This is a genomic window from Botrimarina colliarenosi (genome assembly GCF_007859955.1).
Lineage (GTDB): Bacteria > Planctomycetota > Planctomycetia > Pirellulales > Lacipirellulaceae > Botrimarina > Botrimarina colliarenosi.
The window spans coordinates 1-22169 of record NZ_SJPR01000012.1; the positions used below are offsets into that span (position 1 = coordinate 1).

16 protein-coding genes are annotated in these 22169 nt (G+C 62.5%); 2 read left to right on the forward strand and 14 right to left on the reverse strand.

Annotated elements, in window-relative coordinates:
* Positions 1–557: 557 nt before the first annotated feature.
* From Pla108_RS20225 to Pla108_RS20260, 8 genes are all read right to left on the reverse strand, one after another.
* Positions 558–941: an SPW repeat domain-containing protein gene (locus Pla108_RS20225; RefSeq protein WP_146446802.1), complete on the reverse strand. Its 384-nt coding sequence runs from the start codon at positions 939–941 to the stop codon at positions 558–560.
* Between the two features lie 147 nt (positions 942–1088).
* Positions 1089–1466 carry a DUF488 domain-containing protein gene (locus Pla108_RS20230; RefSeq protein WP_146446803.1) on the reverse strand — a complete coding sequence of 126 codons (378 nt, stop codon included), beginning with the start codon at positions 1464–1466 and terminating at the stop codon, positions 1089–1091.
* Positions 1459–1707: a hypothetical protein gene (locus Pla108_RS20235; RefSeq protein WP_146446804.1), complete on the reverse strand. Its 249-nt coding sequence runs from the start codon at positions 1705–1707 to the stop codon at positions 1459–1461. The genes Pla108_RS20230 and Pla108_RS20235 overlap by 8 nt, the downstream gene beginning before the upstream one ends.
* A gap of 12 nt (positions 1708–1719) precedes the next feature.
* Positions 1720–2322: an RNA polymerase sigma factor gene (locus Pla108_RS20240; RefSeq protein ID WP_146446805.1), complete on the reverse strand. Its 603-nt coding sequence runs from the start codon at positions 2320–2322 to the stop codon at positions 1720–1722.
* An 81-nt stretch (positions 2323–2403) separates the two neighbouring features.
* The gene (locus tag Pla108_RS20245) at positions 2404–2949 is read right to left on the reverse strand and encodes a carboxymuconolactone decarboxylase family protein (protein ID WP_146446806.1); all 546 of its coding nucleotides are present in this window, start codon (positions 2947–2949) and stop codon (positions 2404–2406) included.
* A gap of 746 nt (positions 2950–3695) precedes the next feature.
* A complete protein-coding gene (locus Pla108_RS20250; RefSeq protein ID WP_146446807.1) occupies positions 3696–5984 on the reverse strand; it encodes a hypothetical protein in 2289 nt (762 codons plus the stop codon).
* A 5-nt stretch (positions 5985–5989) separates the two neighbouring features.
* The gene (locus Pla108_RS20255) at positions 5990–7459 is read right to left on the reverse strand and encodes a sulfatase (RefSeq protein ID WP_146446808.1); all 1470 of its coding nucleotides are present in this window, start codon (positions 7457–7459) and stop codon (positions 5990–5992) included.
* Between the two features lie 20 nt (positions 7460–7479).
* Positions 7480–9684 carry a beta-L-arabinofuranosidase domain-containing protein gene (locus tag Pla108_RS20260; RefSeq protein WP_146446809.1) on the reverse strand — a complete coding sequence of 735 codons (2205 nt, stop codon included), beginning with the start codon at positions 9682–9684 and terminating at the stop codon, positions 7480–7482.
* 189 nt (positions 9685–9873) lie between these two features.
* Between Pla108_RS20260 and Pla108_RS20265 the strand changes: the two genes are divergently transcribed.
* Together Pla108_RS20265 and Pla108_RS20270 are read left to right on the forward strand one after the other, a co-directional pair.
* Entirely contained in the window at positions 9874–10941 is a 1068-nt protein-coding gene (locus Pla108_RS20265; protein WP_146446810.1) for a DUF1559 family PulG-like putative transporter, read from the forward strand.
* Between the two features lie 14 nt (positions 10942–10955).
* Positions 10956–11435, forward strand: a complete 480-nt coding sequence (locus Pla108_RS20270; protein WP_146446811.1) for a hypothetical protein — start codon at positions 10956–10958, stop codon at positions 11433–11435.
* A 66-nt stretch (positions 11436–11501) separates the two neighbouring features.
* Here Pla108_RS20270 and Pla108_RS20275 read toward each other — a convergent pair whose 3' ends face one another.
* The 6 genes from Pla108_RS20275 to Pla108_RS20300 all read right to left on the reverse strand — a co-directional run bounded on the left by Pla108_RS20275 (position 11502) and on the right by Pla108_RS20300 (position 21935).
* Positions 11502–13235, reverse strand: a complete 1734-nt coding sequence (locus tag Pla108_RS20275; protein ID WP_146446812.1) for an arylsulfatase — start codon at positions 13233–13235, stop codon at positions 11502–11504.
* Complete coding sequence (locus tag Pla108_RS20280; RefSeq protein WP_146446813.1) at positions 13235–15277, reverse strand: beta-L-arabinofuranosidase domain-containing protein; 2043 nt, start codon at positions 15275–15277, stop codon at positions 13235–13237. Before Pla108_RS20280 ends, Pla108_RS20275 begins: the two co-directional genes overlap by 1 nt.
* On the reverse strand, positions 15274–17856 hold the full coding sequence (locus Pla108_RS20285) for a glycoside hydrolase family 127 protein (protein ID WP_146446814.1): 2583 nt from the start codon (positions 17854–17856) through the stop codon (positions 15274–15276). Before Pla108_RS20285 ends, Pla108_RS20280 begins: the two co-directional genes overlap by 4 nt.
* Before the next feature lie 76 nt (positions 17857–17932).
* Entirely contained in the window at positions 17933–18988 is a 1056-nt protein-coding gene (locus tag Pla108_RS20290; protein WP_197526755.1) for a DUF1559 domain-containing protein, read from the reverse strand.
* A 97-nt stretch (positions 18989–19085) separates the two neighbouring features.
* Complete coding sequence (locus tag Pla108_RS20295; protein WP_197526756.1) at positions 19086–20375, reverse strand: hypothetical protein; 1290 nt, start codon at positions 20373–20375, stop codon at positions 19086–19088.
* 447 nt (positions 20376–20822) lie between these two features.
* Entirely contained in the window at positions 20823–21935 is a 1113-nt protein-coding gene (locus Pla108_RS20300) for a hypothetical protein (RefSeq protein WP_146446816.1), read from the reverse strand.
* Positions 21936–22169 lie beyond the last annotated feature (234 nt).

The window sequence follows — 22169 nt, forward strand, 5'->3', positions numbered from 1 at the left end:
CAGGACCTCCTGTCGCTCGGTGGTAGGATCGGCAGCCTACGCTAGCTGCACAGATGGCTCCAGATTAGTCCGCCGGCGGGCCAAGTGTGCAGTTCGGCGAGCGGCCAAACTCGCTGAGAGTGAGGCACCCGCTGTCTCGAACGAATCGTCCAGACGGCCGGCAGTCCGTCCGACCGACGTCGCCTTAACCGCTCAAGATCATCGACCGGGGCGGCCAACACGACTCGAGCCACTTAGGCCTATGCCCAGTATCGTAAGCAACGCTCCGATAGTCGGCTCGGGAACCTGTTGTTGTGCTGCTACGGGCGCAACATTCGTCGCCCCGTAGTTCGCCGCCCACACGTCGTAGTCGTTTTGGGTGGCGGTCAAATCGTTCACTCTTGCGTGATTCTCACACGCACGACGCGGCCCCGCCAGTCGCCAACTCGGCAAACCCGCATGCTGCTGAAATGTTCGTAGACTGGTTGGTTGTGAAGCGGGAGGCGGGTGTGGGTACGCACAACCAAAACCTCCCCCCCGACCCCTTGTCGCCTCGGCCTAGCGAGAACGGCTGACCCTCATACCGCTAGAGCCTCCGCCTGCAGGGTTGCGGCCTCTGGCTTGTGGAGCCCAACAACCAGCAGCACCGCCAGGCTATTGGCCCAGTAGTACCAAGCGTCGAGGCCGCTGAACCCCAGTGCCAACGGAGCGGCGAGAAACACCACCCCGACCAAAAAATCGACCGCCAGGTGCACCCGGTAGGGCAGCACTCGAAAGACCCCCAGCTTGTGATCGGTGAGCAGCGTGAGGATTAAAGCGGCGACGCCGGAACCTACCGCCAGCCAGCGGGCCATTGGGTGGGAGGCGCCGAGGTGGAGCAAGAACGGCGCCGTCATCAGGCTCAAGGCGACGGGGTAGTCGAGGTAGGCGTGCATTGTCTTGGTCACAAAGCGCGGATCCATAGCGAAACTCTCCTGTACAGAAAGCGGGGAGGTGAAGCGGCGGGGCCGCAGAGACTTGGGCAACTGGACGTCGGCAGACAGGCGCCGCCAGCTGGGCGGCGAAGACGCCCGGCGGTCAGCCTTTGGATGCCTCAGCGCGGGCGACTCTTACGATTCGGCCGTCGCACCACCGCGAATCAAGAACTCGCGTAAGACGATGGCATGGTTGTGCTTCGTGGTAGACGCCGCGTAGAGCAGGGTCACCATCGGATGCGCTAGGACTCGGCGCCGGTCTTCCTCGGCCGCTGGGTTGCTGAGTAGCTCTTCGATGTAGAAGCGACGAAACGCTTCGAACCTGGCTGGCTCATGCCCGAACCATCGGCGCAAGGACGCCGAAGGGGCTAGATTTTTAGCCCAATCGTCGATGCGCGCAGCCGCTCGGCTCACGCCCCGCGGCCAGAGCCGATCAACCAGGACTCGATAGCCGTCGGACGCTTGGTAGGCGTCGTAGACGCGGGCGATCCGCACGCCCGTAGTGTCACGCATCGCGACCGCCACGCAGACCATCCAGCGTTAGCCGCAGGGCTTCGTACTCCTCTAGGCACTCTCCGCAAACCGCAAGATGCTGTTCGATCGCTTGCAGGCCCGCAGGGATCGACTTGCCCGCCAAGTGCGATTCGGCGAACTCCGCCACCAGCGCGAGGCACTGCTCGCAATTGAGTTCCCGGTCCTCGGTCCGGCGAAGGAGCTTCAGGAGCTGTGCAATCTCGGTTTCGGATAGCGACATGGATTGGTGTTCTCACGCTACCGACGTGGCGATGAGGTCGTCCCCCGTAAAGCCGGCCGCCTCAAGACGGGCCTTCAGCTTCTTCCGCGCGTCGTGGGTCAACTTGTAGAGGGCGTTGCGACTGCAGCTGAGTTGCCTGGCGATCTCGTCCTGTGGCATGCCCCTTAGCTCCGCCAACAGGGCGGTCCGTTGTCGATCTGACAAGTCATTCTGGATCGAGGCGTTCAGCGCCACCAGCAGGTCACGCCGCTGCATCCGAACGTCCGGCGCCGGGGCGCCGGCAAGCTGGTTGCCGCCCTGGTTCACCGTCGCCGGGACGAGATCGGCGAGCGTTACATCTTTCCACTGGCTACGCCGAAGCTGTCCCAAGGCGACGCGAATAGCGATCGCCGTGGCCCATGTGACAAACCGACTGCGTCCGTCGAACTGGCCGAGCTTGTCCAGGACACGGAGTAAGGAGTCCTGCGTACAGTCCTCCAGGAACGATTCGTCGGCGCGAGGACGTCCCGACAGCCCCCGCCGCAGACCTCGCAGCAGGGCTTCGCGCAGCTCGACCAGGGCGGGCTCGCTCCGCTGCGTTAGGTCCTTCAACCAGGAATCGTTGGTTCGTTCCATGCGTCACGCCAACGAGGTATTGTCAGAAGAGGATAGCCGCTCGATCGGTTCGGCCGAGCTTGATCGAGCGGCCTCCTCGGTTCAAGCGACGGCTAGCTTGGGCGCCGCGGGGAAGTCAACCTCGGTCCCGGCCACGTGGTTGAAGTAGTTCGTGAACAGGTTCAGCGCGACGGCAGCGACGATCTCGGCAATCTCCCCATCGGTGTAGCCGACTTGACGCACACGCTCGACATTGCCGTCGGTTACCACGCCCCGGTCGGTCACGATCTGCTGGGCGAATTGAAGCGCGGCAGCTTCCTTCTCGTCAGTCGCCTCCGCTCGACGAGCGTCGCAGGTTTCCTGCTCGGTCAGACCGGCTTGCTTGGCGAGTGCGGTGTGGGCCGACACGCAGTAGTCGCACCCGTTGGCTTCGCCGACGGCCAGGGCGATTCGCTCCCGGAGTTGAGCCGACAGCGAGCCGGACGCTAGCGCCTGGCTGAAACCTAGGTACGCGGAAGCGACGGCTCTTGACTGAGCCATCGTGGCGATGAGGTTCGGCACGACGCCCATCTTCTTCTGCACACCGTCGAGCAGTTCGGCAGTGGCGGGAGGGGCGAGTGTACGATCGATGGGTTGGATCCGCGGCATGGGAGGCCTCGCACTTCCAAGGGAAACGGTGGGTTTCTCATGAGATGCCTCCAGATCGGCTTTCCTTACGTGATTTTTTCTACCCTTCGCGGCGAGAGAATCGGCCATCGGAATTCAATAGAAGCCTTCGAGCCGAGGACGGAGATGGTAATTCTGAAGTTAGTCGTTTTAAGCGGAGTCTGCTCGGAGTCGTTTCGACCTCGGCTGACAGGCGGAAATGACATTCCTCTGAGGACTGATTGACCGACGCGGCTCCGATCTCGACTGAACTGCGGTCGGGTGGACCACCACCGCTCAGTTCGCCATCCGCCGAACGCGCAGAGGTCTTGGCCGAGCTTGGACACCGCTGCGAGTTGGCGGAGCCGCAATCTGCGGCCGGGTGAGGCAACCTCAGCAAGTTGTACGAAAAGATGGCTGCGGTCGGTCTTGCTCCGCGGAAGCCCTAGGGGCAGGCGCAAGCGCTTAGGGCGGCAATTCGACTACTAGGTCGATTTACCCGCTTTCGAGCGGACCCATGGACCTACAGGGTTGACCCCGCTGACCCCTACAAGCCCCCGAGACCATATCCGCCTTACCCAGCCTCTTGATAATGCACTCCTCCTCCCTTCTATCGAAGGAGCTTCCTCCCCCGGATTTCACCTTGGTCAGAATCGCTCATCCGGAGTTGCCCAATTTCAAGACGGAAGAGCAGAATCACGCTTGGCGATAGGCCTTGGTGTCGGACCCTGCGGGGCATGGGCGCTTCGTCACTCCCGTTTGTCGATCAACAGCGTAACCGATGGGTCTCTCGAACCCTTGAACCGATAACCGACGTGGTCGCGGGGTTGGCCCCTTCTGCTGTAACCCTTTGTCGCTCGCTTCAGGCGCCCCTCCTCGAGCCACGGCTGGATCGTCACACGCTCTAGCGGGCTGCCTTCCACGGAGATGGACTTCTCGACACCTCGTTCGGTCACCTTGCGCCGGTAGGAGATCCGCGGCCAGTGCCTGACTCCGCCGCTGTCGACGGGGAAGCGAACCTCCATCGACTCCCACTCTTCGGGCATGTTGTCGCAAACCGTCAGCTCATCATCGGGAACCGAGTACTCGATCCCCGCCATCCCCTCCAAGAAAAGGAGTATCTTCCCGGCGTTGAAGTTGGAGTACTGATCGCCCCAAGGCTCCGGCCCTGCGCCCCAAGCCTCTGGCGCGATCGGGATCCCCCAATGCATGTTGTAGCCCCTCAGGTGAGCCAGGGCGCACTGATTCGCGATCCGGCCTACGCGGCTCTTGTACATGCCGAGCAGGGCGTAGTAGTTCGTGTCGGGAGTCGAGGAAAACTCCGGATCGAAGACATTCTCTAACGCGGGAATCGCACGTGACGACAGGGGGACTTTCCAGAAGAATCCCTTCTCGGTGTCAACGGCCCACTCGCGCGCCATCTCATGCGCCCAGGCTTCGGGGAAGTAGCTGTTGCGGAGGTAAGCGAAGCCGGACCAGTTCGGGTGCTCTCGCCCGCCTCCGAAGAAGCGAGGACGCTCCTTCTCCCACATGGACGAGAGCCAAGCTTCCCGGCCGTCGATCTGGACGAGCCGCAACCAGCGGTCGGGGTCCGCGTCGCCAGTGAGTGCGGCCATATCACGGAGGCGCTCGGCTGCGTCGTAGTGGCAGCCCCAATGACTGTGCATGCCGTCCTTGAACAGCTCGCGGAAGTAGTCGTCGTAGCAGTCATGCAGGAACTGCTCGTCTCCGGTGTGTTGGTAGATCTGCCAAGCGCCGATCACATGCTCGGTCGTCGTGCCCCAGACGGGCGAGTACCAAGCGATCCCCTTGTTGTCGGGCAAGCTCCCGCCGTCACGCGCGTAGGGGAGCAGCGGCTTCCAGTGCAGCACGTTCCCGTACGCGTAGTACCGCTTGTCCGCCGTCCACGCGCCGACTTTGATCTGGAAGTTAGCGTCGTAGCGGTGCATCCCCAGAAAGTTGTTGACCGCCGTTTGCGTGTGCGGGTGAGTCTCCCAGCCTTCTTGAACGTCGATGTAGTACATCAGGTAGATCGACCACAAGAAGTAATAGACCTTGACCAGGTCCTCGTCCGAGCATCGGAAGTAGGGGACCTGGCGGTTCAGCAGGTCGTTCATGGCTCCGGTCTTTGCCGCCAAGGCGGCTGGTGCGTCTGACAGTACCGCCTGCGCGGCGTCCCTTGCCTGGTCGTAGCGGTCGTCCATTGCCCAGGCGATCGCCGTCCCCTGTCGGTCGCAAGGAACCTGAAAGGAGTAGTGGCACTGCCCCATGTCATCGACGCGGGACGCGAATCGCTCGATAGGCTTGGAAGCCGATAAGACCGTGCTCATCCCATCGTAGATGAGCTTGCCGGCGGTTGTCTCATCTCGGACCGGATGAGTGATGACCTCACCACCTTCTGCGACGTGCACCGCGTTGCCGGCTTCGTCGAAGCGCACGGTCGCCGTTGATCGAAGACTCTGATTAGGGAAGTAGAGGCTGCGGCCTTCGAACTCGATCCGGATCGGCTTGTCCGATCGGATGATCGAACACCCCGCATCGTTGCCGGCGATGAACTTCTCCTCGTAGATGCGAACCCCACCAACCTTGTACTTGCAGATAACCTTGTCGGGTCGCCACGTCATCGACACGGGTGCCGGCGTGCGATAGCGCTTGCCATCGACGAGGACCGTGCCATACGCGACGCGTGTGTTTATATAGAACTCCCACCCACGGAAGTCGTGCCCGTATCCGCTCCCCTCGTGCCTAGCGAGCCCAAAGCCACGGCCACGCAGGTCGTGGAAGAAGGGATGCGTCAGGCCGAGCGTCTCGTCCTCGTGCGGTTGGTAGCAGTGGTAGGCGCCGCCAACGTAGTACGTCTTGTTGCCGGCCAAGAAGGCGTGCTTGCGGCCTTGGATCTCCTGGCTCAGCATCTCGCAGTAGTCAGTGTACGGCGGCGGGTCGCCCGCCTCCGCCTCGTGTGCGACGACGCAGGACGCACCAACCGATGCGCAAGCGATCACCAAGCGCCGACTCACGCGACGAGACAGGTTGATCACAGCGCTCACCTCCATTCGGTCTCCGCCCGAGCGCGATGTGTGCTCTCCAACGCATTGGCATGTCGTCGCAGTACGGCTTGGTCTGGCTCGGGACGCTCGCGCTCCCGCTGCACGTAGCGATTGAGTTCGCGGATTCTCGCGTCGAACATATCGTCAAGATCCTCGGCTTCGACCTCGTCAAGGTAGTCGAGTAGCCGTCCGCGAAGTCGTGCGGTCTGCTCGGGAAGCCGCTCGGACAGATCGGTCGTCTCGGCGAGGTCCTGCGCCAGGTCGTAGAGACGCACCTCGTCGGTATGCAGGTTCATGACGAGCTTAAGGTCCCCATCGCGGATGGCCGACATCGGCAGGGCGCCTCCGTACCAGGGGAAGTGAAAGATCAACTCGGGCGTGTTTCGTGAGATGACGCCCTCGTTCCCCTTCTCGAAGGCGTCGAGAAGGCTGCCGCCATCAAACTCCACCGGCAGGGCGTCGCCTCCGAGCAGATCGTTGATCGTGGGGTACAAGTCCCAGCCCGCGACCGGATGGTCGCAGGTAGCTCCGCTCATAACCCTTGGGCCTACCACAAGGGTCGAAACACGAATGCCCCCCTCCCAAAGCTGCGCCTTGCCACCTCGCAGGGTGCCCTTCGCCCGAAACATCTCGGCACCGTTGTCGGACGTGAAGATGACGTAGGTATCGTCGTCGATGCCGAGCCGCTCTAGGGCGTCGAGCAGCTCGCCAAGGCTCGAATCCAAGTCCTCGATCATCGCAGCGTAGGTAGGCAGATTCTTCTTGTCGATCTGCTTGGCGCGAGCGAGATCGCGGTACTTCTCGATCGTCTTCTCCCGTGCAGCGAGTCCCACGTGGACCGCGTAGTGGGAGACCTGCATGAAGAAGGGACGCCCCGCGGACGCCTGCTCCTCCAGGAAGTCGATGGCCCGCCGCGTGACGCTGAAGATCCGCTTTGGGTCTTCCGGTGGCAGCGGCGTCCTCGCTTGGACGTCGAGATAGTCGCCTTCACCGTTGTTGGTGTTGCCGTCGGAAACGTCGTATCCGGCGTGTTCCGGAGACCGTGGGTGGAATCCCCATTTGCCAAAGTGCGCCGTGACATACTCGGAGTCGATGCGCTTGATCCTCTCGGCGATCGACACCTCATCTTTGCAATCGATCCCACGTTCCGCTGCGAGCACGTCGTGAACGACCGTTTGCCGCAATCGGCAAGGCGTCTTGCCGAACTGGATGCCGGCCCGAGAGGGCGTGCACGTGGGAGCACATGCGTAGGCGTTGGAGAACACCATCCCCTTCCTGGCCATTCGCTCCAGCGTGGGGGTCTGAAAGAACTGGCTCCGGGAATCCGCAAGGTCTGGCATCATCGGGACCGAGGTGTCGGTCCATCCCAAGTCATCCGCAAAGACCAGGACGATGTTCGGCTTGCTCGACGCAACCCCGCATGAGCAGAGAAACCCCATCAGGCAGAACACGATGATGCGACGCATGATCCGACCCGTGGTTGAGTCTAAGGAAAAGCGGAAAGACCGGAGACGTTGATCGCTGTGCCGGAGGACCCCGGGTTGCTGCGCCCGATCACGGTCACCTCGATCGTGTGTTCACCCGGAGCAAGGTCCGTGGCCGACCACCGGAAGGGGACTTCGCGTTGGTCCATACGGCCGACATGTACTCCCGCGTAGGCGTACTGATCGACCTCGCCGAAGTCTTCGCCATCGATTGCCACGGCCGCGATCCCTCCGTCGTCGAATCGGCGCCCCTCCCAGGTGACCGCCGTCCCGTTGAACTTGGCTGAGAAGCTTGCTCCGCGCTCTTCGCTGCGTCTCGCCGCGCCCTCAGTTCGCCAGTCGCCGGCGAACTGCACACCGGTCAGAGCGATCCGCTTGCGGCCTTCGCGATTGAAGTACATGAGATAGAACTCACCCGCGTTGACGTCGTAGAACGGCCGGAGTTCTTGGTTCGTGTGGAGGTTGCGTGCGCGATTGATACGGACGTCGGCGCCAACCTCCAGGTAGTCCGCAGGGTATCGAAGCCCGCTATCGGCAGGCAGTGCGTCTTCCGTGTCGCGGGCGGTCGCCTGCACCATGACAACGGGGCCGCACATCACGGCAACCGGCGAGACGTACCCTGGCAGCGGTTCCGCCCGTGGCGTGATGTCGAAGGTAAGCGTGACGACATCCCCGGGGGACCACTCCCGCTTGAGCTCTGCCCAGGCGCCGGGCACGGTCTCGACGTCTTGAGTCTGCTCGTTGATGGCGACACCGACTCCGTCTGAGGCCCACAAGGGCACACGGATCTTGACGCCAAACTCGTTCGCTGTGTCAGTCTCGATGCGGAGGCGGACAACGTGGTCTTCCGGGAACCGGGTCTCCTGGACGACACGCACACGGCCCACCGGCCTCTGCCACTCGACCGCGGACGGGAGGAACAGATTGACGTAAAGGCTGTCGTCGTCGTGGAAGTAGATCAGGTTGTGGTAGTCCGCCACGGTCTGGGGTAGCGACCCCTGGCAGCAGAACCAGACCGTGCTGAGCGACTTCTGCGCGCCGTACGTGTTGTAGCTCGACCCGTACATGATCATGCCGTAGTCGTTCATCGGGAGCATGGCGCCGACACCGTTGTAGACGAGCCGCTCGATCCAATCGCCGTAGTGGGCGTCGCCGGTGAACTCCATCAGGTAGCGAGCGAGCTTGAAGCCGGCCCAAGAGCCGCACGAGGTCTCGAAGTGGAATCGTACATCGACGTTCGCCTCGCCGCGGCGGATGCCCACCAGCGTTTCTGGTAGGCCGTTTGGCACGATGAAGCTCTCCTCGGGGCCGAACCCGCCGGTGGCAAAGAGCTGTGTGTCCTTCAGGAAATCATACCCGTTGACGATCGCGTCGAGGTAGCGCTGCTCACCGTTCGCGCTGTACGCCATCGCGGCGCTGCTGAGAGAATTGACATGGCTGTACGCGTGGTAGCTTGGGTGTTGCTTGGCGTGCTTGAGCTCAGCAAAGACATCGCCGCGAGTCGCGAGCACGTCCCAGAAGTCGGAGTACTCCCAGACCTTCGCAAAGTCATCGTAGCGCTGCTCGCCGGTGAGCTCGTAGGCTCGGTAGAGATTCTCTGACAGCGTGTACCACTCTTTGGGGAGGGCGTACTCGTTGGATCGGTCGAGGTTGGCTTCCGCCCAGGTCGTTATCTTGTCGAGATAGCCGAGCGCGTCGTCGCAGCCGGCGTACTCGTACATGTCGACGAGGCCGCCCACGAACTTGTCGTAGTCGTAGTGCTCGCCTTGGCCGTGTTCGTAGCCGTAGGAGCCGTCTTCGCCGATGGTCTTTGCCCATTCGCGCATGAGGTAGACCGCGCGGTCGCGGACGGCGACGTCTCCGGTGACGCGGTAGATGCGGGCAAAGCCCGCCAGCCATTGACCGAAGGAAAGCGGCCGTTCGCTATAGGCGCCCCCCAGGTCCTTGCCGGGCGCCCAATCTCGGTCCTTGAGCCTGAATCCACGAAGAAGGTCGTTCGGGCGTAGCCGCATATAGAAGTCACGCACCTGACGGAACTGGGCTTCGTGCCGCGAAGGGAGCAACTCGACGTGGCGGTAGTTAAAGGAGCGGATCGCTCGGTCGCCTTGGCGCCCGGCGGCGTAGGCAGTCTGGGACAGCTCGTCGGCTGCGTGCAGATCGGGCGCGGCGACCGCCGCGAAGTTCAGAAGCAATAGCAGTCGCATCATGGGAGGAACGCGAGCGCGATTGGGTGGTGGCCGATTAGCTGACGACGTCACTCCGCTACAGCGCCGATCGACGACAAGTTGACGAGAAACTGGTCGATTTCGCCCGAGTTCTCACCGGCGTCCGAGGAATTGCGTGCAAACTCGTGGTCGTCTGGTTGTAGCCCTACAAGGGGCGTCCCGATCGAGCCGATGCCAGCGCACAATCTGCGGGGTTGGCAACGGCAGTTCCGCAACGCGCGAAGCGCCGCCGTGTGCTCCAAGTCAAGAAACGCCGCCGTCCGCGTCCCGGTCGGTGGGCGGCTCGCGACGACGCTCGTCGAGCTGCTGGTCGTCCTGGCGATCGTGGGGATCCTGATCTCCCTACTACTGCCAGCGGTGCAATCCGCGCGTGAGGCGGCCCGGCGCACACACTGCATGAACACGCTCAAGCAGCTAGCGATCGCCGCGCTGTTGCACGAGGGCACACACAAGGCCTTTCCGACCGCTGGATGGGGTTGGACATTCCCTCGGGAAGTTCGGCGAGGCGACAGCGGTGGGTACCTCGGCCCGGCCATCCTTGGCGATCAATCTTGGGGGTGGCGCTACCAGCTGCTCCCGTTCATCGAGCACGCCGACCTCTGGGCGCTTGAGAACGACTTCGCGATCCGCGCCGCAAAACCGCCGCTGATCAGCTGCCCAAGCCGTCGTCCGACGACGTTCTATGGAGGGGAAGAAGGCGGCATTAGCTCGACGGTGTTGGGCGACTACGTCGGCAACGGAGGAGACACCGGGGAGAACGGGCTTCGGACACTGGGCCTCACGCCCGACCCGTTTTGCCGATGCCGCTTCCAGACGGGAACCATCATCTGGTACGAGCCCAACGTTGTCGGGGCGACGACGAATCCGCTCAAGAATCCGCTCGTTCGCACGAATCTGATCACGGACGGGACGTCCCGCACGATGCTCTTCGGCGAAAAGTACGTGAACGGCCTGTGGACGCAGGGAGGCTCCTGGGGAGACAACGCGGGATGGTACGTGGGGCGTAGCTGGGACACGCAGCGGTTCGCCGTACTCCGCCCCAGGCCCGACACCTACCTGACCGACCGTCTGGCAAGTCGCGTCCAGGGCAACCAGCAGTACAACTTCTTCGGCTCTGCCCATCCGACTGCGTTCAACTGCGTCATGGTTGACGGGTCGGTGACCGCATTCGGCTACGACGTGGATGGCATCGCGTTCGCTCGGGTCTGCAACCGCAGGGACGGCGGCGTTGGGCCGTGACCGAGGCGATTCACATGCCAAGACTTCTATCGGAGGCGTCGCCTCTCTCGCCCAAGACCAGGTCGCTTAGGTTCGCGGTCACGGTGATCGCCATCGCCCTGACGTCGGTGTCATGTCGACCTAACGAAACGGTCACACGCATCCCCGCAGACCACGCGCGGCTGCGAGGGATCGCTACCATCTACGCCTACGCTGCCGCCGACCTGGGAAGGCCGCCGCGGTCCGTGGACGAACTCCTGCCGATCTTCGAGAAGGCGTCCATCACGGATCCGGATCAGACCCTCACTTCTACGCGAGACGGCCAGCCGTTCGTGATCGTCTGGGGCGTCGATGTCGCCGGGGTGTACGCGGGCTCCGCGGCGCCGCTCGCCTACGAGCGTCTCGGCGTTGACGGGCGGCGGCTTGCCATTACCTGTGGGCTGCGGATCAAAGAAGTAAACGAGAGTGAGTTCGCCGTTCTCTCCTGGCCGTACGGTTACCAGCCCGAGGAGTAATGCGTCGCCGTCGTATTCACACAGAGGGAGAGAAGGTGTGGTCCACGGCAATCTCTTAGAAGCGTCCTACTGCGGAACGGGAAACGGGTTGGGGCGCGAACTGCCGCGAGTTTCCGGGAACGGCACAACGTTCGAATGCTCCGCCCAGGTCCTCCAAGCTGTGCGGAGTTTGCTCGCGATCTGCGGATGCTCGCCGATCAAGTTTTCCGTCTCGCTCCGATCCGTCGAGAGGTCGTACAGCTCCCAGCTTCCCGGATCGCGGTCGTCTAGCGTCACCAGCTTCCAATCGCCCCGACGCACAGCCGAGTGGTTCAGGTGCTGCCAGAGGAGCGTACGGGTCTCGGGTTCTGAGGCCCGCTGAGTCCAGTAAGGCGCCATGCTGATCCCCGGAGCAGGCTTGATCTCTCGCCCGTTGTGCATCTTTGGGTACTCCGCGCCCGCGAGGTCACAGATGGTCGGCATCACGTCGATCAGGTGGAAGATCTGCTCATCTGCGATGTCGTCTGTGCGCTCGATGCCCGCGGGCCAATGCACGACGAAGGGTGAGGCGATGCCGCCTTCGTGGACAAACTGCTTGTACTTGCGGAGTGGCGTGTTGGAGAGGTGCGCCCAGCACTGCCCCTGCGAGATGCTCCAGCCGCCCGCCTTGCGCCACTGAGAGTAGGTCGACCGGGTGTGCTCCGGCCAGTTCATGCCGAACAGGTCGAGTTCCCCCGAGCATCCGTTGTCGGAGAAGAACATGATCACGGTGTTGTCGAGCGCGTCCTGGCGCCTCAGCTGCTCAACGATGCGCCCGATTCCCTGATCCATACGGTCGACTTGAGCGGCGTACAAAGCACGCCGGAAGTCTAACTCCTCTTGTTCGGAGGGCGACAGCTCGTCCCAAGCGGGCAGGGACTCGCGGTCGAGCAGGTCCTTGAACACCAGCCCCTCGACAGCGACCTCTTCGTGCCTTCGGCCTCGGGGCAGCTTTTGCCCCGAACGGAGTAGGCCCATGCGTTTCATACGCTGGAACTTCTCCTCGCGGAGCTGGTTCCACCCCTTCAGGTAGCGACCTCGGTACTTCTCGATCAGCTCGTCCGGCGCCTCGAGCGGGAAGTGCGGCGCGTTAAAGCAGACGTGGAGGAGAAACGGCTCGGCCGGACGCTCTGCTGCTTGCTGGAGGTAGTCGATCGCCGCGTCAGTAAAGAAGTCGGTGGTGTAGAACTCCTGTTCGGGGTGGTACGGGTTGGTAGGGTTCTCTTGCGCCTCGATCAGGAGTTCGCCGTCGCGATAAACGTCGCACCCCTTGAGCACCTTCCAATAGCTGTCGATGTGCAGGTAGACGCCGGTGAACTGGTCGAATCCTCGGACCTCGGGAAGCGCCTCCGGCGTGTGGCCCGCGTGCCACTTTCCGACCATATACGTGCGGTAGCCGGCTGACTTAGCGACGTCACCGAACGTGACGCACTCGTCGTTGAGGCGCCCACGATACCCCGCGCCGGGGTAGCTGCGGTAGACCATCAACCCGACGCCCGCTTGATGGGGATAGAGACCCGTGAGCAGGCTCGCCCGGGAAGGGCAGCACCTGCCCGTGTTGTAGAACTGTGTCAGCCGCAGACCTTTCTGCGCGAGCGAATCGAGGTTCGGAGTCTCGATCTCGCCTCCGAAACAGCCGATGTCGGAGTAGCCGAGGTCGTCGGCGAACAGGATGACGATGTTCGGGCGCGCCGCGACTCCCTCGCCGCATAGCACCGACGTCAACAGCACGAATGCGAGGAACCGTTCTGCGAAGGTCGCCATATAACGGGTTGCAGCCATCAGAAGACCGTTGGAAAGGCGCTGATGCGGAGAGTCGTGCAGCCGTACGGAACCAACGTGATCGGCTCTGGCTCGGACTTGGCCGGACGCTGCTGCGGGCTCCAAGGGATCGGCCCCGTATCTCCGTTGTACAGCTTCCAATGAGGAAGTCGCACGCCTGTCGTCTTGATCTCGAGCGGCGCCGACGAGAGCGTCCAGGGGTTGTCCGGCAGCGCGCCGGTCCGTTCCACGACCTGGTAGTGGTCCGGGAGCGATTCTAGCGACGGCTCCAGCAGGGCGTAGTTCCAGGGACTCGCCGGATGGACCTCCAAGTACTCCGCGTGTTGCTTCCACTGCTCGTCGATTCTCAATCCGTAAACGAGCGGGCCCCTCTGCAAGCTGGCGCTGTCCTCGTGCCAGCGATGCATCTTGAGTTCCATCGGCAGACGAACCGTCACGGTGTCGCCTGACCGCCAAAGTCGATCGAGTACCGCGATGTCCCCTGGCTCGCCCGGCGCTTGGGGTTCTCCATTGACGCTGATCTCTGGTTCAGCGCACCAATGAGGGATCCGCAAGTGGAAGGGGAACCGAACCTCTTGATCGGCCTCGATACGGAACTCGATGACCTCGCGGAACGGGTAGTCGGTCTTCTCGGTGATCGTCACCTCGCATCCCTTGGAGCCGACTCGAGCTTTGACGCGACTCGGGGCATAGACCATCGCCGCCAAACCGTCATCTGCGGAAGCCATCCACAAGTGCTGCGTAAACTTTGGCCACGCTTGATGCAGGTTGCACGTGCAACAGGGATACCCCGACAAGAGCCCGAAGACCATCCGATCGGACTCGTTGTTGTAGAAGTTGCGGATGCCGTGAGTCACCGTGACCTGATTCGCGAGCTGAAAGTACTGACGGGTCAGGCAGTCGTCGCTGACCTGCGAAGCCAGCGCGTTGAACGCCACGAGTTCAAGCCGATCGGCGAACTCGGTTTCGCCTGTGATCTCTAGCATCTTCTCCAGCGAGTACATCATCTCGACGGCAGTGCAGAGCTCAGACCCTCGGGTAGGCTCGCGGCCATGCAGTGCTTCATCGCCGCCAAACAGGCCGTGCGGCTGCCCGTGCAGTTTCTCGAGGTCATCCAGCGCTTTACAGACGGCACGGAGATGCTCTGGCGAGGTGTCCGCCTGTGAGCGGACGATCGGCGCCTTGAGCCCCTGGGCGAGGTTGACACAGTGAAACGGATAGGCGGCCGAGTCCTTGGCCGTCCACTGCCGCTCGTCGAAAGGGCCGTGCAGCGCGATGTCGTCCCGATGCAGGAAGATGTGCGTGTACGGGTGCGTCTGCCCGTGCACCAAATCGCCCAACTCCAGTAGAAACGGCTCACCGGTAACGTTGTACAGCCAGTAGACGACCAGCAAGTTGTCAGCGCCCCGCCGGTTACCCCAGAAGGTCCAATGCCCGAGAGGCGTCTTCGGCAGACGCTGGAGTTGGTAGCGAAAGTACCGCGTTAGCGCTTCGACGACCCGCTCATCGCCCGTGGCCATGTAGTGCTGTTGGAGCACCTTCAGCATGACCATCTTCGGCCACCAGTCGCGCCGCTTGTCACGCTGCAATCCAGGCTCGGCCGCTGGGGGTGAATCGAAGGGAACGGGACCGAGGTACCCGTCCGGCGCTTGGTTCTCGAGCGTCCACTCGACCCAGCGTTCCGCCTTCGCTAGGAGTTGCCGGTCGTCGAGGAGGTGGGCGAGCGGGAGCAAGCCGTCGATCCAGTACGGACCGCGTTCCCAGCCGTCTCCATCTCCCCCCAGCCAACCGTTCCTCGGTCCAACGACCTCCGGGTACAACTCGTCAAGCCGACCTGTCATCCCGGCGGCGAGGCGTTCCAACTGATCGTGGAGCCAACCCTGCGGCTTGATCGCGCCGAGTGGCAGCTCCGTATAGGGCTTCGCCGCCAACGGCGCACGATTCGTCAGGTAGTGAGAGTGCCGTCGCGGCTCGGCGTGCGCATCTCCCGTCGGCAATACGAGCAGGAGCACCGCCGCCAGTGCACGACGTAAGTCAGTCATTTGGCAAGGGCCTCTGACGCATCACCCTTCGTCGATCGAACAACGTCGTTCTCTTCGAAGACGACGTCGATTTCCAAGATCCCAACACTCGCATCTTGTTGCGGCGTCATGTTCACGCGGATGGCTTCGCAGGTCAGCCCCGCGGCGGGATGGACAACGTTGTATTGATTAACACGCGTCCCATACTCGTCGGTCACGTAGAGATCCATCGGAGACCAGCTTCCTTCCCGTTTGACCTCCAGCGACCACTCTTCGGGCGTCTTGACATCCTTGTTGTTGTCAAACCAATAGACGCCGACGCTGCGAATGCGTCGGGCGTTCGCAAACCGTCCCTCAACCCACTGCGGCTCGCCCGTGCGCGGCCGGCTCGACCAGCGTGTCGACTTGTTGCCACTCGACCATCGCGGTTCGTGGTTGTCTGCGATCGCGGAGAGAGCGTCCTCTTCGAACGTGTGTGAAGCGGCTATCTCAACGAACGGGCTGTCGTCCGGAAGCGCCAGTGGGTCAAACTGCGCCAGGTCGCGTGTCCGCGGGAACCACACACACATCGAGCTCACGCCCCGGTTGTTCCAGGCGTAGTACGGGGTGAGGTTGAGTGTTGCTTGGTCAACGCCGCCCTCGGCGGTCACCGTCTCGGCGGGTAAGGCGACCTGCAGGAAGCTCCCCGATGCGATTGTGGCTGTCGAGGTCGTCGCCGAAGTCGTGCGCGGAGGCTCTTTGAAGAAGAAGCGTTGCACCGGACCGCCGTTGTCGACTCCCTCGCCGCACAACACAAGCGGGCCACGGGTGAAAGCGATCCGCTGATCGTTCGCTAGGACAGACGAGTGGCATTCCGACACGCGAACCGGCATCGGCAGGCCCAGCTTCACGGTGTCACCGCGGCTCCAGACTCGATCGACCTTAGCGAATCCGCGTTCGACAGAGACCGGATACGGCTCGTCGTTAACGAGCAGGGTGATCTTGTCGTTGCAGTCGTCTGCGTAGTGATACAGATCGCCGGGAACGAATCGGTCGCTAGTCCAGGTGGGGATTCGGAGTAACAAGCAGAACCTGGTCGGCGTTTCAGGCGTTAGCTTGAACTCGATGTCGCCTTCGTTCGGGTACTCGGTGGTCTGTTCAATCGCGAGACGGCCGGAAGACAGTTCCAACGAGGTCCGGCTGGCGGCGTAGAAAGTAGCGTAGACCTCATCGCCGTTGTGGGCGTACGCCATCCCCGGAACTTGGGGCAAGAGCCGTGCAAGATTCGAGGGGCAGCAAGCGGTGCCAAACCACGGCGCTCTCCCCGGCGTTCCGTGATTGAACGGGTGCTTTCCGTCGGCTCCCAAAGGGTTCACGTAGAAGAACCGATTGCCCTCCAGGTTCACCGCCGCCAGCACGTTGTTCAGCAGCGCAACCTCGGCGACGTCAACGTACTTTGCATCGCGGTAGAGCAAGAACATCCGGTAGTTGAACATCACGTTGCCCACGGCGGCGCATGTCTCGTTGAACGCGTCGTCGTTCGGCAGCTCGTACTCGGGTCCGAAGCCTTCGATACCATGCACCGCTCCGAGCCCGCCCGTGATGTGCATTCGCGTATCGACGATATTGCCCCAGATCCTCTCAATCGCACGCTGAAGCTCGGGGTTCGCGGACAGCGCCCCAATGTCTGCCATTGCTGAGTACAAGTAGGTAGCGCGGACAGCGTGGCCGACAGCCTTGACTTGCTCCGCAACGGGCGCGTGCTGCTGCGCGTAAGTCGGCGCCATGACGCCCTCACCATCCGGGACGTAAGTCACGCCGCGGATCTCGAGGAAACGGCTAGCCATGTCGAGATACTTCTGCTCGCCCGTCACGCGGTAGAGCTTCACGAGTGCAAGCTCGATCTCTTGGTGACCGGGGGCCTGCAGGACGGGCTTGCCGCCATTGTACTTGGGGTCGCCATCAAAGAAGACCCGATAGACGTGGTCAGCGCTCTTCCTCGCAACGCCTAGGAACTTGTCTTTCCCGGTCGCGCGGTAGTAGGCGATCGCCGCCTCGTACATATGCCCTACGTTGTACAACTCGTGGCTGTGCACGACGAACTCGTAAGGAGCATCCCCCATCATCTGGCGAGACGTGGCGACCCCGGTCGTGTGCGACGGGTAGAGATAGCCGTCTGGATGCTGGGCTGCGGCGATCAGATCGACGAGCTCGTCCAACGACGCCTCTAGCTCGGGGTCGCGTCTCAACTGCAAGAGATAGGCGGCCCCCTCCATCACCTTGTATAGGTCGGAATCGATAAACCGATGCGGGCGATGATCGGGCGTCGGAGCGCCAGCAAGGTGATCACGCGCAGCTCGAAGATGTTCCACGCCCGGCTTCGTCCGCTCGAAGGCAAACGGCACCAAAGTCTCGCGTTGGGTGATGAGGCGAGGTCGCCAGAAGTCGCTTGTGATCTCCACTTCGTTGAACGGGACGGGCCGGATTGGGTAGTCGCCCTCGGCGTGCCCAGCGTCCGAGGTGGCGTCTGATCCGACGCAACACGATGCGACGAAGAAGATCGCTACTGCAACTCCCGCGACGAGCCACGCCGTGTTCAGTCCTTGGGTAACGATTGCCATAGAGAGCCGTCCAAGATGCGGTCTTAACGCGTTCGCGTGCATGCGCCGTGTGGTTGCTTGCTATAGATAAGCTCGGTTATAGACCGCCGCCAGCCTGCTGTGCGGCGCCGATGCACGGTCCGCCCTCGTCGTTTCGCGCGGCTAGTCGCTCCATCTCGCCACGATCCACGTCATATGTCAACGTCCGTACTGATCCGTCGCAGAAAGACGCAACGAAGACGCCGGGATGCGATGAGCCGAAGCTCCACATCTGCCCGTTTCCTAAATCGGGGTGCTGGTCCTCCGTGTCGGGTTTCGGCATCGCGAACATCCCGAACTGCTCGAAGCCAGGTCGAACGAAGCTCGATGCCCAACGAATCGTGTCCCAGTCGTAGCCTTGGTACATCGAGTTGTTGTTTGACGGGACTGGTGCACCGTCAGTCCCCTGGAGACTCACGTGCAGCCATCGCTCCGCAATAAGCATCGTCTTGCTTGTACCATCCACGATCTTCCGCAGCTCGATGGGCCAACGTGGCACGAAGACGCCGTCAAACTTACTTGCGGTCTCTCGATCTACCATTCCCGCGCACAACGACGTCCCTAGCGAGGCCGGGTATTTTTCGGCGCAGAATCTGTTTCCAGGGCCGGCAGGCCGTGGGGCCTTGTCAACGGTGGTCATAAAGGGGATTCCGCACCCGCCGTTTCCCGCATAGTCGGTCTTCGCAACGATACCACCTGGAACTGGATCGGAGTTGATTGAGCCCTCTGTGCCCGGACCCAGCCCTCCGCCATCGCGGCTAGGACACGTGAAGATCCCGATCGGTGTAAGCTTTTGCTGAAGCAACGCCGCATTCTTCTCAGCATCCGATAGTCCTTCTCCGATCGCGGCAACGGCGCCCTCTTCCAAGTAGGGAAGCAACGAGAACGTCCACCCTCCTGGTTGATGCTCTCCAACCCCAAGGTTGGGATCGCCCGTCCATCGGAACCCCCAACCCGATGAGGGAAGAAACTGATGCGTCGATTCGTGGTTCAGGCATCCGAGCGCCAACTGCTTCAGCTGGTTAGTGCACTGGGTGCGTCGCGCGGCCTCACGCGCCGCCTGCACAGCGGGCAGGAGCAACGCCACGAGGATCCCGATGATCGCGATGACCACGAGAAGCTCGACTAGCGTGAATCCATCCCGAGTCCTAGCGTATGACATAACCATGAAGACCTCCTAGAGAACGACTTACTCAGGTGTTCAACGCGTGTTACTGGGATCGCTTTCGCCGGCCTCGTCCCAGCGCTAGTCCTGGCAGAGCAAGCAAGACTGCGCCGGGCTCGGGTACGGCGGTCCCCGCGAGCGGCGGCAGTGGGGAGACGTCGGCGGCAGTGAGGCCGAAGTTGGCGGCCCAGAAGTCGTAGTCTTCCTGGTCGACGACGCCTGGCGTCGTGGCGTCGGCGTCTTCGCCGTTGAGTGTGATCGAGCCGCCCAGGTTGTCACGCCACACCGTGTAGTCGGCGACGTCAACAGCGCCATCGTTGTTGTAGTCCCCCGGCACCGTCGGCGCTTCGATCGTGATGAACGGCGCGGGGCCCGTCGTCGTGTCGAGCGTGATCACCGGCGCCGCCGTGCCGCCCCACGCGGTGAGCTCGTGCGTGTCCACATACCCTTCGTAGCGATCCACCTCTACCTGGTTGGGTGAGACGATGAACTCGCTGACGTGACCGAAGATCGAGATGACCGCGTTGTTGCTCAGGTCCATGTGGACGTCCCCCGATGAGGGGACGGGGAGTCCGTCAAGGAACCAATTGCGGTTGAAACTCAGGTGACCCCCGTTGGCCGGGTCGCCCGCAACGTTCGACGCGAGGTTGATCTCGGCGTCGCCCGAGAGCAACGCCGTGCCGTTCCCCTTGAGCTGGCCGAGGTTCATCCAACGGGCGTTGATCACGCCGCCGCTCATGACCAGCTCGCCGTTCAAGGGAGCCGAGTCCGTTGGGTCCGGCAGCGAGTCATCGACAAACTGCTCCGGGATCAAGAGGCCGTTGGTGATCACGGTCCCGCCCGACATATCGACACGCTGTGTCGAATCGGGGTCTCCGCTGTCGTTAAAGCCCCGACCGATGTCGAGGTGCCAGCCGACCGCGTTCGCATCGTCGGGCGCGTCCGGATCGACCCCGATACGCAGGGTTCCGCCCGTGATCTCGAGAGTCGAGGGGGCGCCACGGTCGCCACCGATTCGGACACCGTAGGCGTTCGCCGTTACCGACGAATCGATGAGAGTTGTCGCGTTGGGCGTGTCGAGAAAGACGTTGTTGTTGCCGACCGGGCCGTCGTCGGATGGGTCGGGGGTGAGCGGATAGAAAATCCCGTTGGGATCGTCCCAGCCAACGAGTGGATTTTGACTCGAACCGAGCGGCACGACGCCGATCGACCAGTTGCCGGCGTCCGACCACAGGTTGGAGGCTCCCCCGTCGATCCAGGAATTCACCTGGGCATCGGCGTCCAATGACGCGACAAGCAAGGCTGCCATGGCGGCCGTAGTGTAGGTGGTACGCACGAGTATTCTCCCTGCCTACGAAGTGAGTGGCTTTGTGGTTGGTATGGTCTTGCAGTTACTTGGGCTCCGCGGCGGGCGGTAACCAAATGCCCGCGCGAATGATGCGGCGAGACCAATCAGCAGGCAGCTCCCCGGTTCGGGTGCGGCGCCCAGCCCGAACGTGATCCCAGCCAAGGCCCCGAGGACGAGAGTGAACCCGCCGCGATCTTTGATGGCGTCTGTCGTACTCACTTGGTGAACCTGCCGTGGCCATCAAGAACTGCTGCACCCTCCAGCCGCAGCTCGCATTCGGGGCGGGTGGCTGTGCGTCGAGGAAGTGAAGTCTCGCCTTCGGCGCACTTCCCCTAGCTGTGCACCGCAAGACGCAAGGTCGAGGGTCTCCGGCCGCTGACCGGAGACCCTCGCCTATCATTGCGTGCAGCTACTCTCCCACCCCAACGTCACGAGCTAAGCCCGCCGACGCGCGAGCAGCAGCGGGCACGAAACCAGCAAGAGAGCGGCCGTAGCCGGCTCGGGCACCGCTCGAAGCGTGATGACACCGTTCGAGAAGCTGACCCCAATCGGACTGGCGCCGCCGTCGCCGACGATCCAACCCGAGTTGACGTAGTTGTCGCGGATATAGTCGGCTTCCGCTTTCGTGGCGGCGCCACGGATGCCATCGCCGTTCTCGTCGGTCCACCACTCGCCGTGAACGGTCAGGACGCCGTTGTCACGGATATCCAGTAGCGACGTCCCTACCGGTACGGCTTCGAACGCCTCGATCCACAAGACGCCCGGCGCGAAGCCGTTGTTGTCGTCGGTCAGGTTGACCTGAGCGTTGTCACTGATCGTGACCACGGAGTTGGCATCCTGGGCGCCGAGGCGAAGCAAGTCGGTGTTGACGATGCTGTCGCCGCTGACGTGCATCTCGGCGTTGATTCCGACGCTGCCCACACCGGGGCCGAACGCTTCGGGAACGGTGATGCCAGCGGCGTTCACGACCCCGCCCGACATGTTGAACTGCACCAGCTGGCCGGGCAGCACGTTCGTTCCACGGCCTACGTTGAACAGGAAGTTGCCCTGAGTGGTCAGCGAGCCGCCGGTCATCGTCAGCGTGTTGCTAGCCGCCTGCGAGCCGAAGGCACCTTCCTTCGGGTGCCCGATCTGCACGGCGAAGGCTTCGACGTTCATTCCGTCTTCGATAAGAATGTTGGTGCCATCGAGCAGATTCAGCGCGACGTTGCCGTCTGTCACCGCGTTGTCCCTGTCGGTGGGGCTGCTCGGCACGATGCCAGTATCCCAGTTGGCTGGGTCGTCGAAACGATCAGTAGCTCCCGCGCCCGTCCATCGGGCATCGGCTAGGGCCATCGAAGCGGAAGCCATAACGCCGATCGCAGCGGCGCAGCTCAGCAAGGTTCGCAGCTTCATGAGACTCTCCTTCTTGGTGTGAGAAGCACAGGTGAAATAGAGGAACGAGGAAGTGGAGACGAGGAGTCGTGGGGGCTGCCTCATGACACGCAGATGATCGTCTGGCCGCTGGTCCATTGCGGCCTTGCTGATACTCGCGTTGCTCGGAATCACGGCAAGCCATTGCTACCGAACCACTTACAGCTGCCCAGTCGAGCGACAAGGCTGTGCCTGCGTGTCTGACAAGAGCTGCGTCTGAACGCGAGCCGGCCGCCCTATGACTACAACTGCACCGCCCGCGATCCTTTGCACAAAAATCCGCTAACTTCGTCCCACGCTTGTTGCCGCAACACGACCGGGGCGAGTCGTCGCCGGCGTTGTCCTTTCGGGCCGGTGGGTCGCTCAGCC

What these genes read in the sequence shown, in the direction of transcription:
- Pla108_RS20225 (WP_146446802.1), bottom strand. Translation starts at nt 941, where the DNA reads ATGGATCCGCGCTTTGTGACCAAGACAATGCACGCCTACCTCGACTAC.
- Pla108_RS20230 (WP_146446803.1), bottom strand. Translation starts at nt 1,466, where the DNA reads ATGCGTGACACTACGGGCGTGCGGATCGCCCGCGTCTACGACGCCTAC.
- Pla108_RS20235 (WP_146446804.1), bottom strand. Translation starts at nt 1,707, where the DNA reads ATGTCGCTATCCGAAACCGAGATTGCACAGCTCCTGAAGCTCCTTCGC.
- Pla108_RS20240 (WP_146446805.1), bottom strand. Translation starts at nt 2,322, where the DNA reads ATGGAACGAACCAACGATTCCTGGTTGAAGGACCTAACGCAGCGGAGC.
- Pla108_RS20245 (WP_146446806.1), bottom strand. Translation starts at nt 2,949, where the DNA reads ATGCCGCGGATCCAACCCATCGATCGTACACTCGCCCCTCCCGCCACT.
- Pla108_RS20255 (WP_146446808.1), bottom strand. Translation starts at nt 7,459, where the DNA reads ATGCGTCGCATCATCGTGTTCTGCCTGATGGGGTTTCTCTGCTCATGC.
- Pla108_RS20260 (WP_146446809.1), bottom strand. Translation starts at nt 9,684, where the DNA reads ATGATGCGACTGCTATTGCTTCTGAACTTCGCGGCGGTCGCCGCGCCC.
- Pla108_RS20265 (WP_146446810.1), top strand. Translation starts at nt 9,874, where the DNA reads ATGCCAGCGCACAATCTGCGGGGTTGGCAACGGCAGTTCCGCAACGCG.
- Pla108_RS20270 (WP_146446811.1), top strand. Translation starts at nt 10,956, where the DNA reads ATGCCAAGACTTCTATCGGAGGCGTCGCCTCTCTCGCCCAAGACCAGG.
- Pla108_RS20275 (WP_146446812.1), bottom strand. Translation starts at nt 13,235, where the DNA reads ATGGCTGCAACCCGTTATATGGCGACCTTCGCAGAACGGTTCCTCGCA.
- Pla108_RS20280 (WP_146446813.1), bottom strand. Translation starts at nt 15,277, where the DNA reads ATGACTGACTTACGTCGTGCACTGGCGGCGGTGCTCCTGCTCGTATTG.
- Pla108_RS20285 (WP_146446814.1), bottom strand. Translation starts at nt 17,856, where the DNA reads ATGGCAATCGTTACCCAAGGACTGAACACGGCGTGGCTCGTCGCGGGA.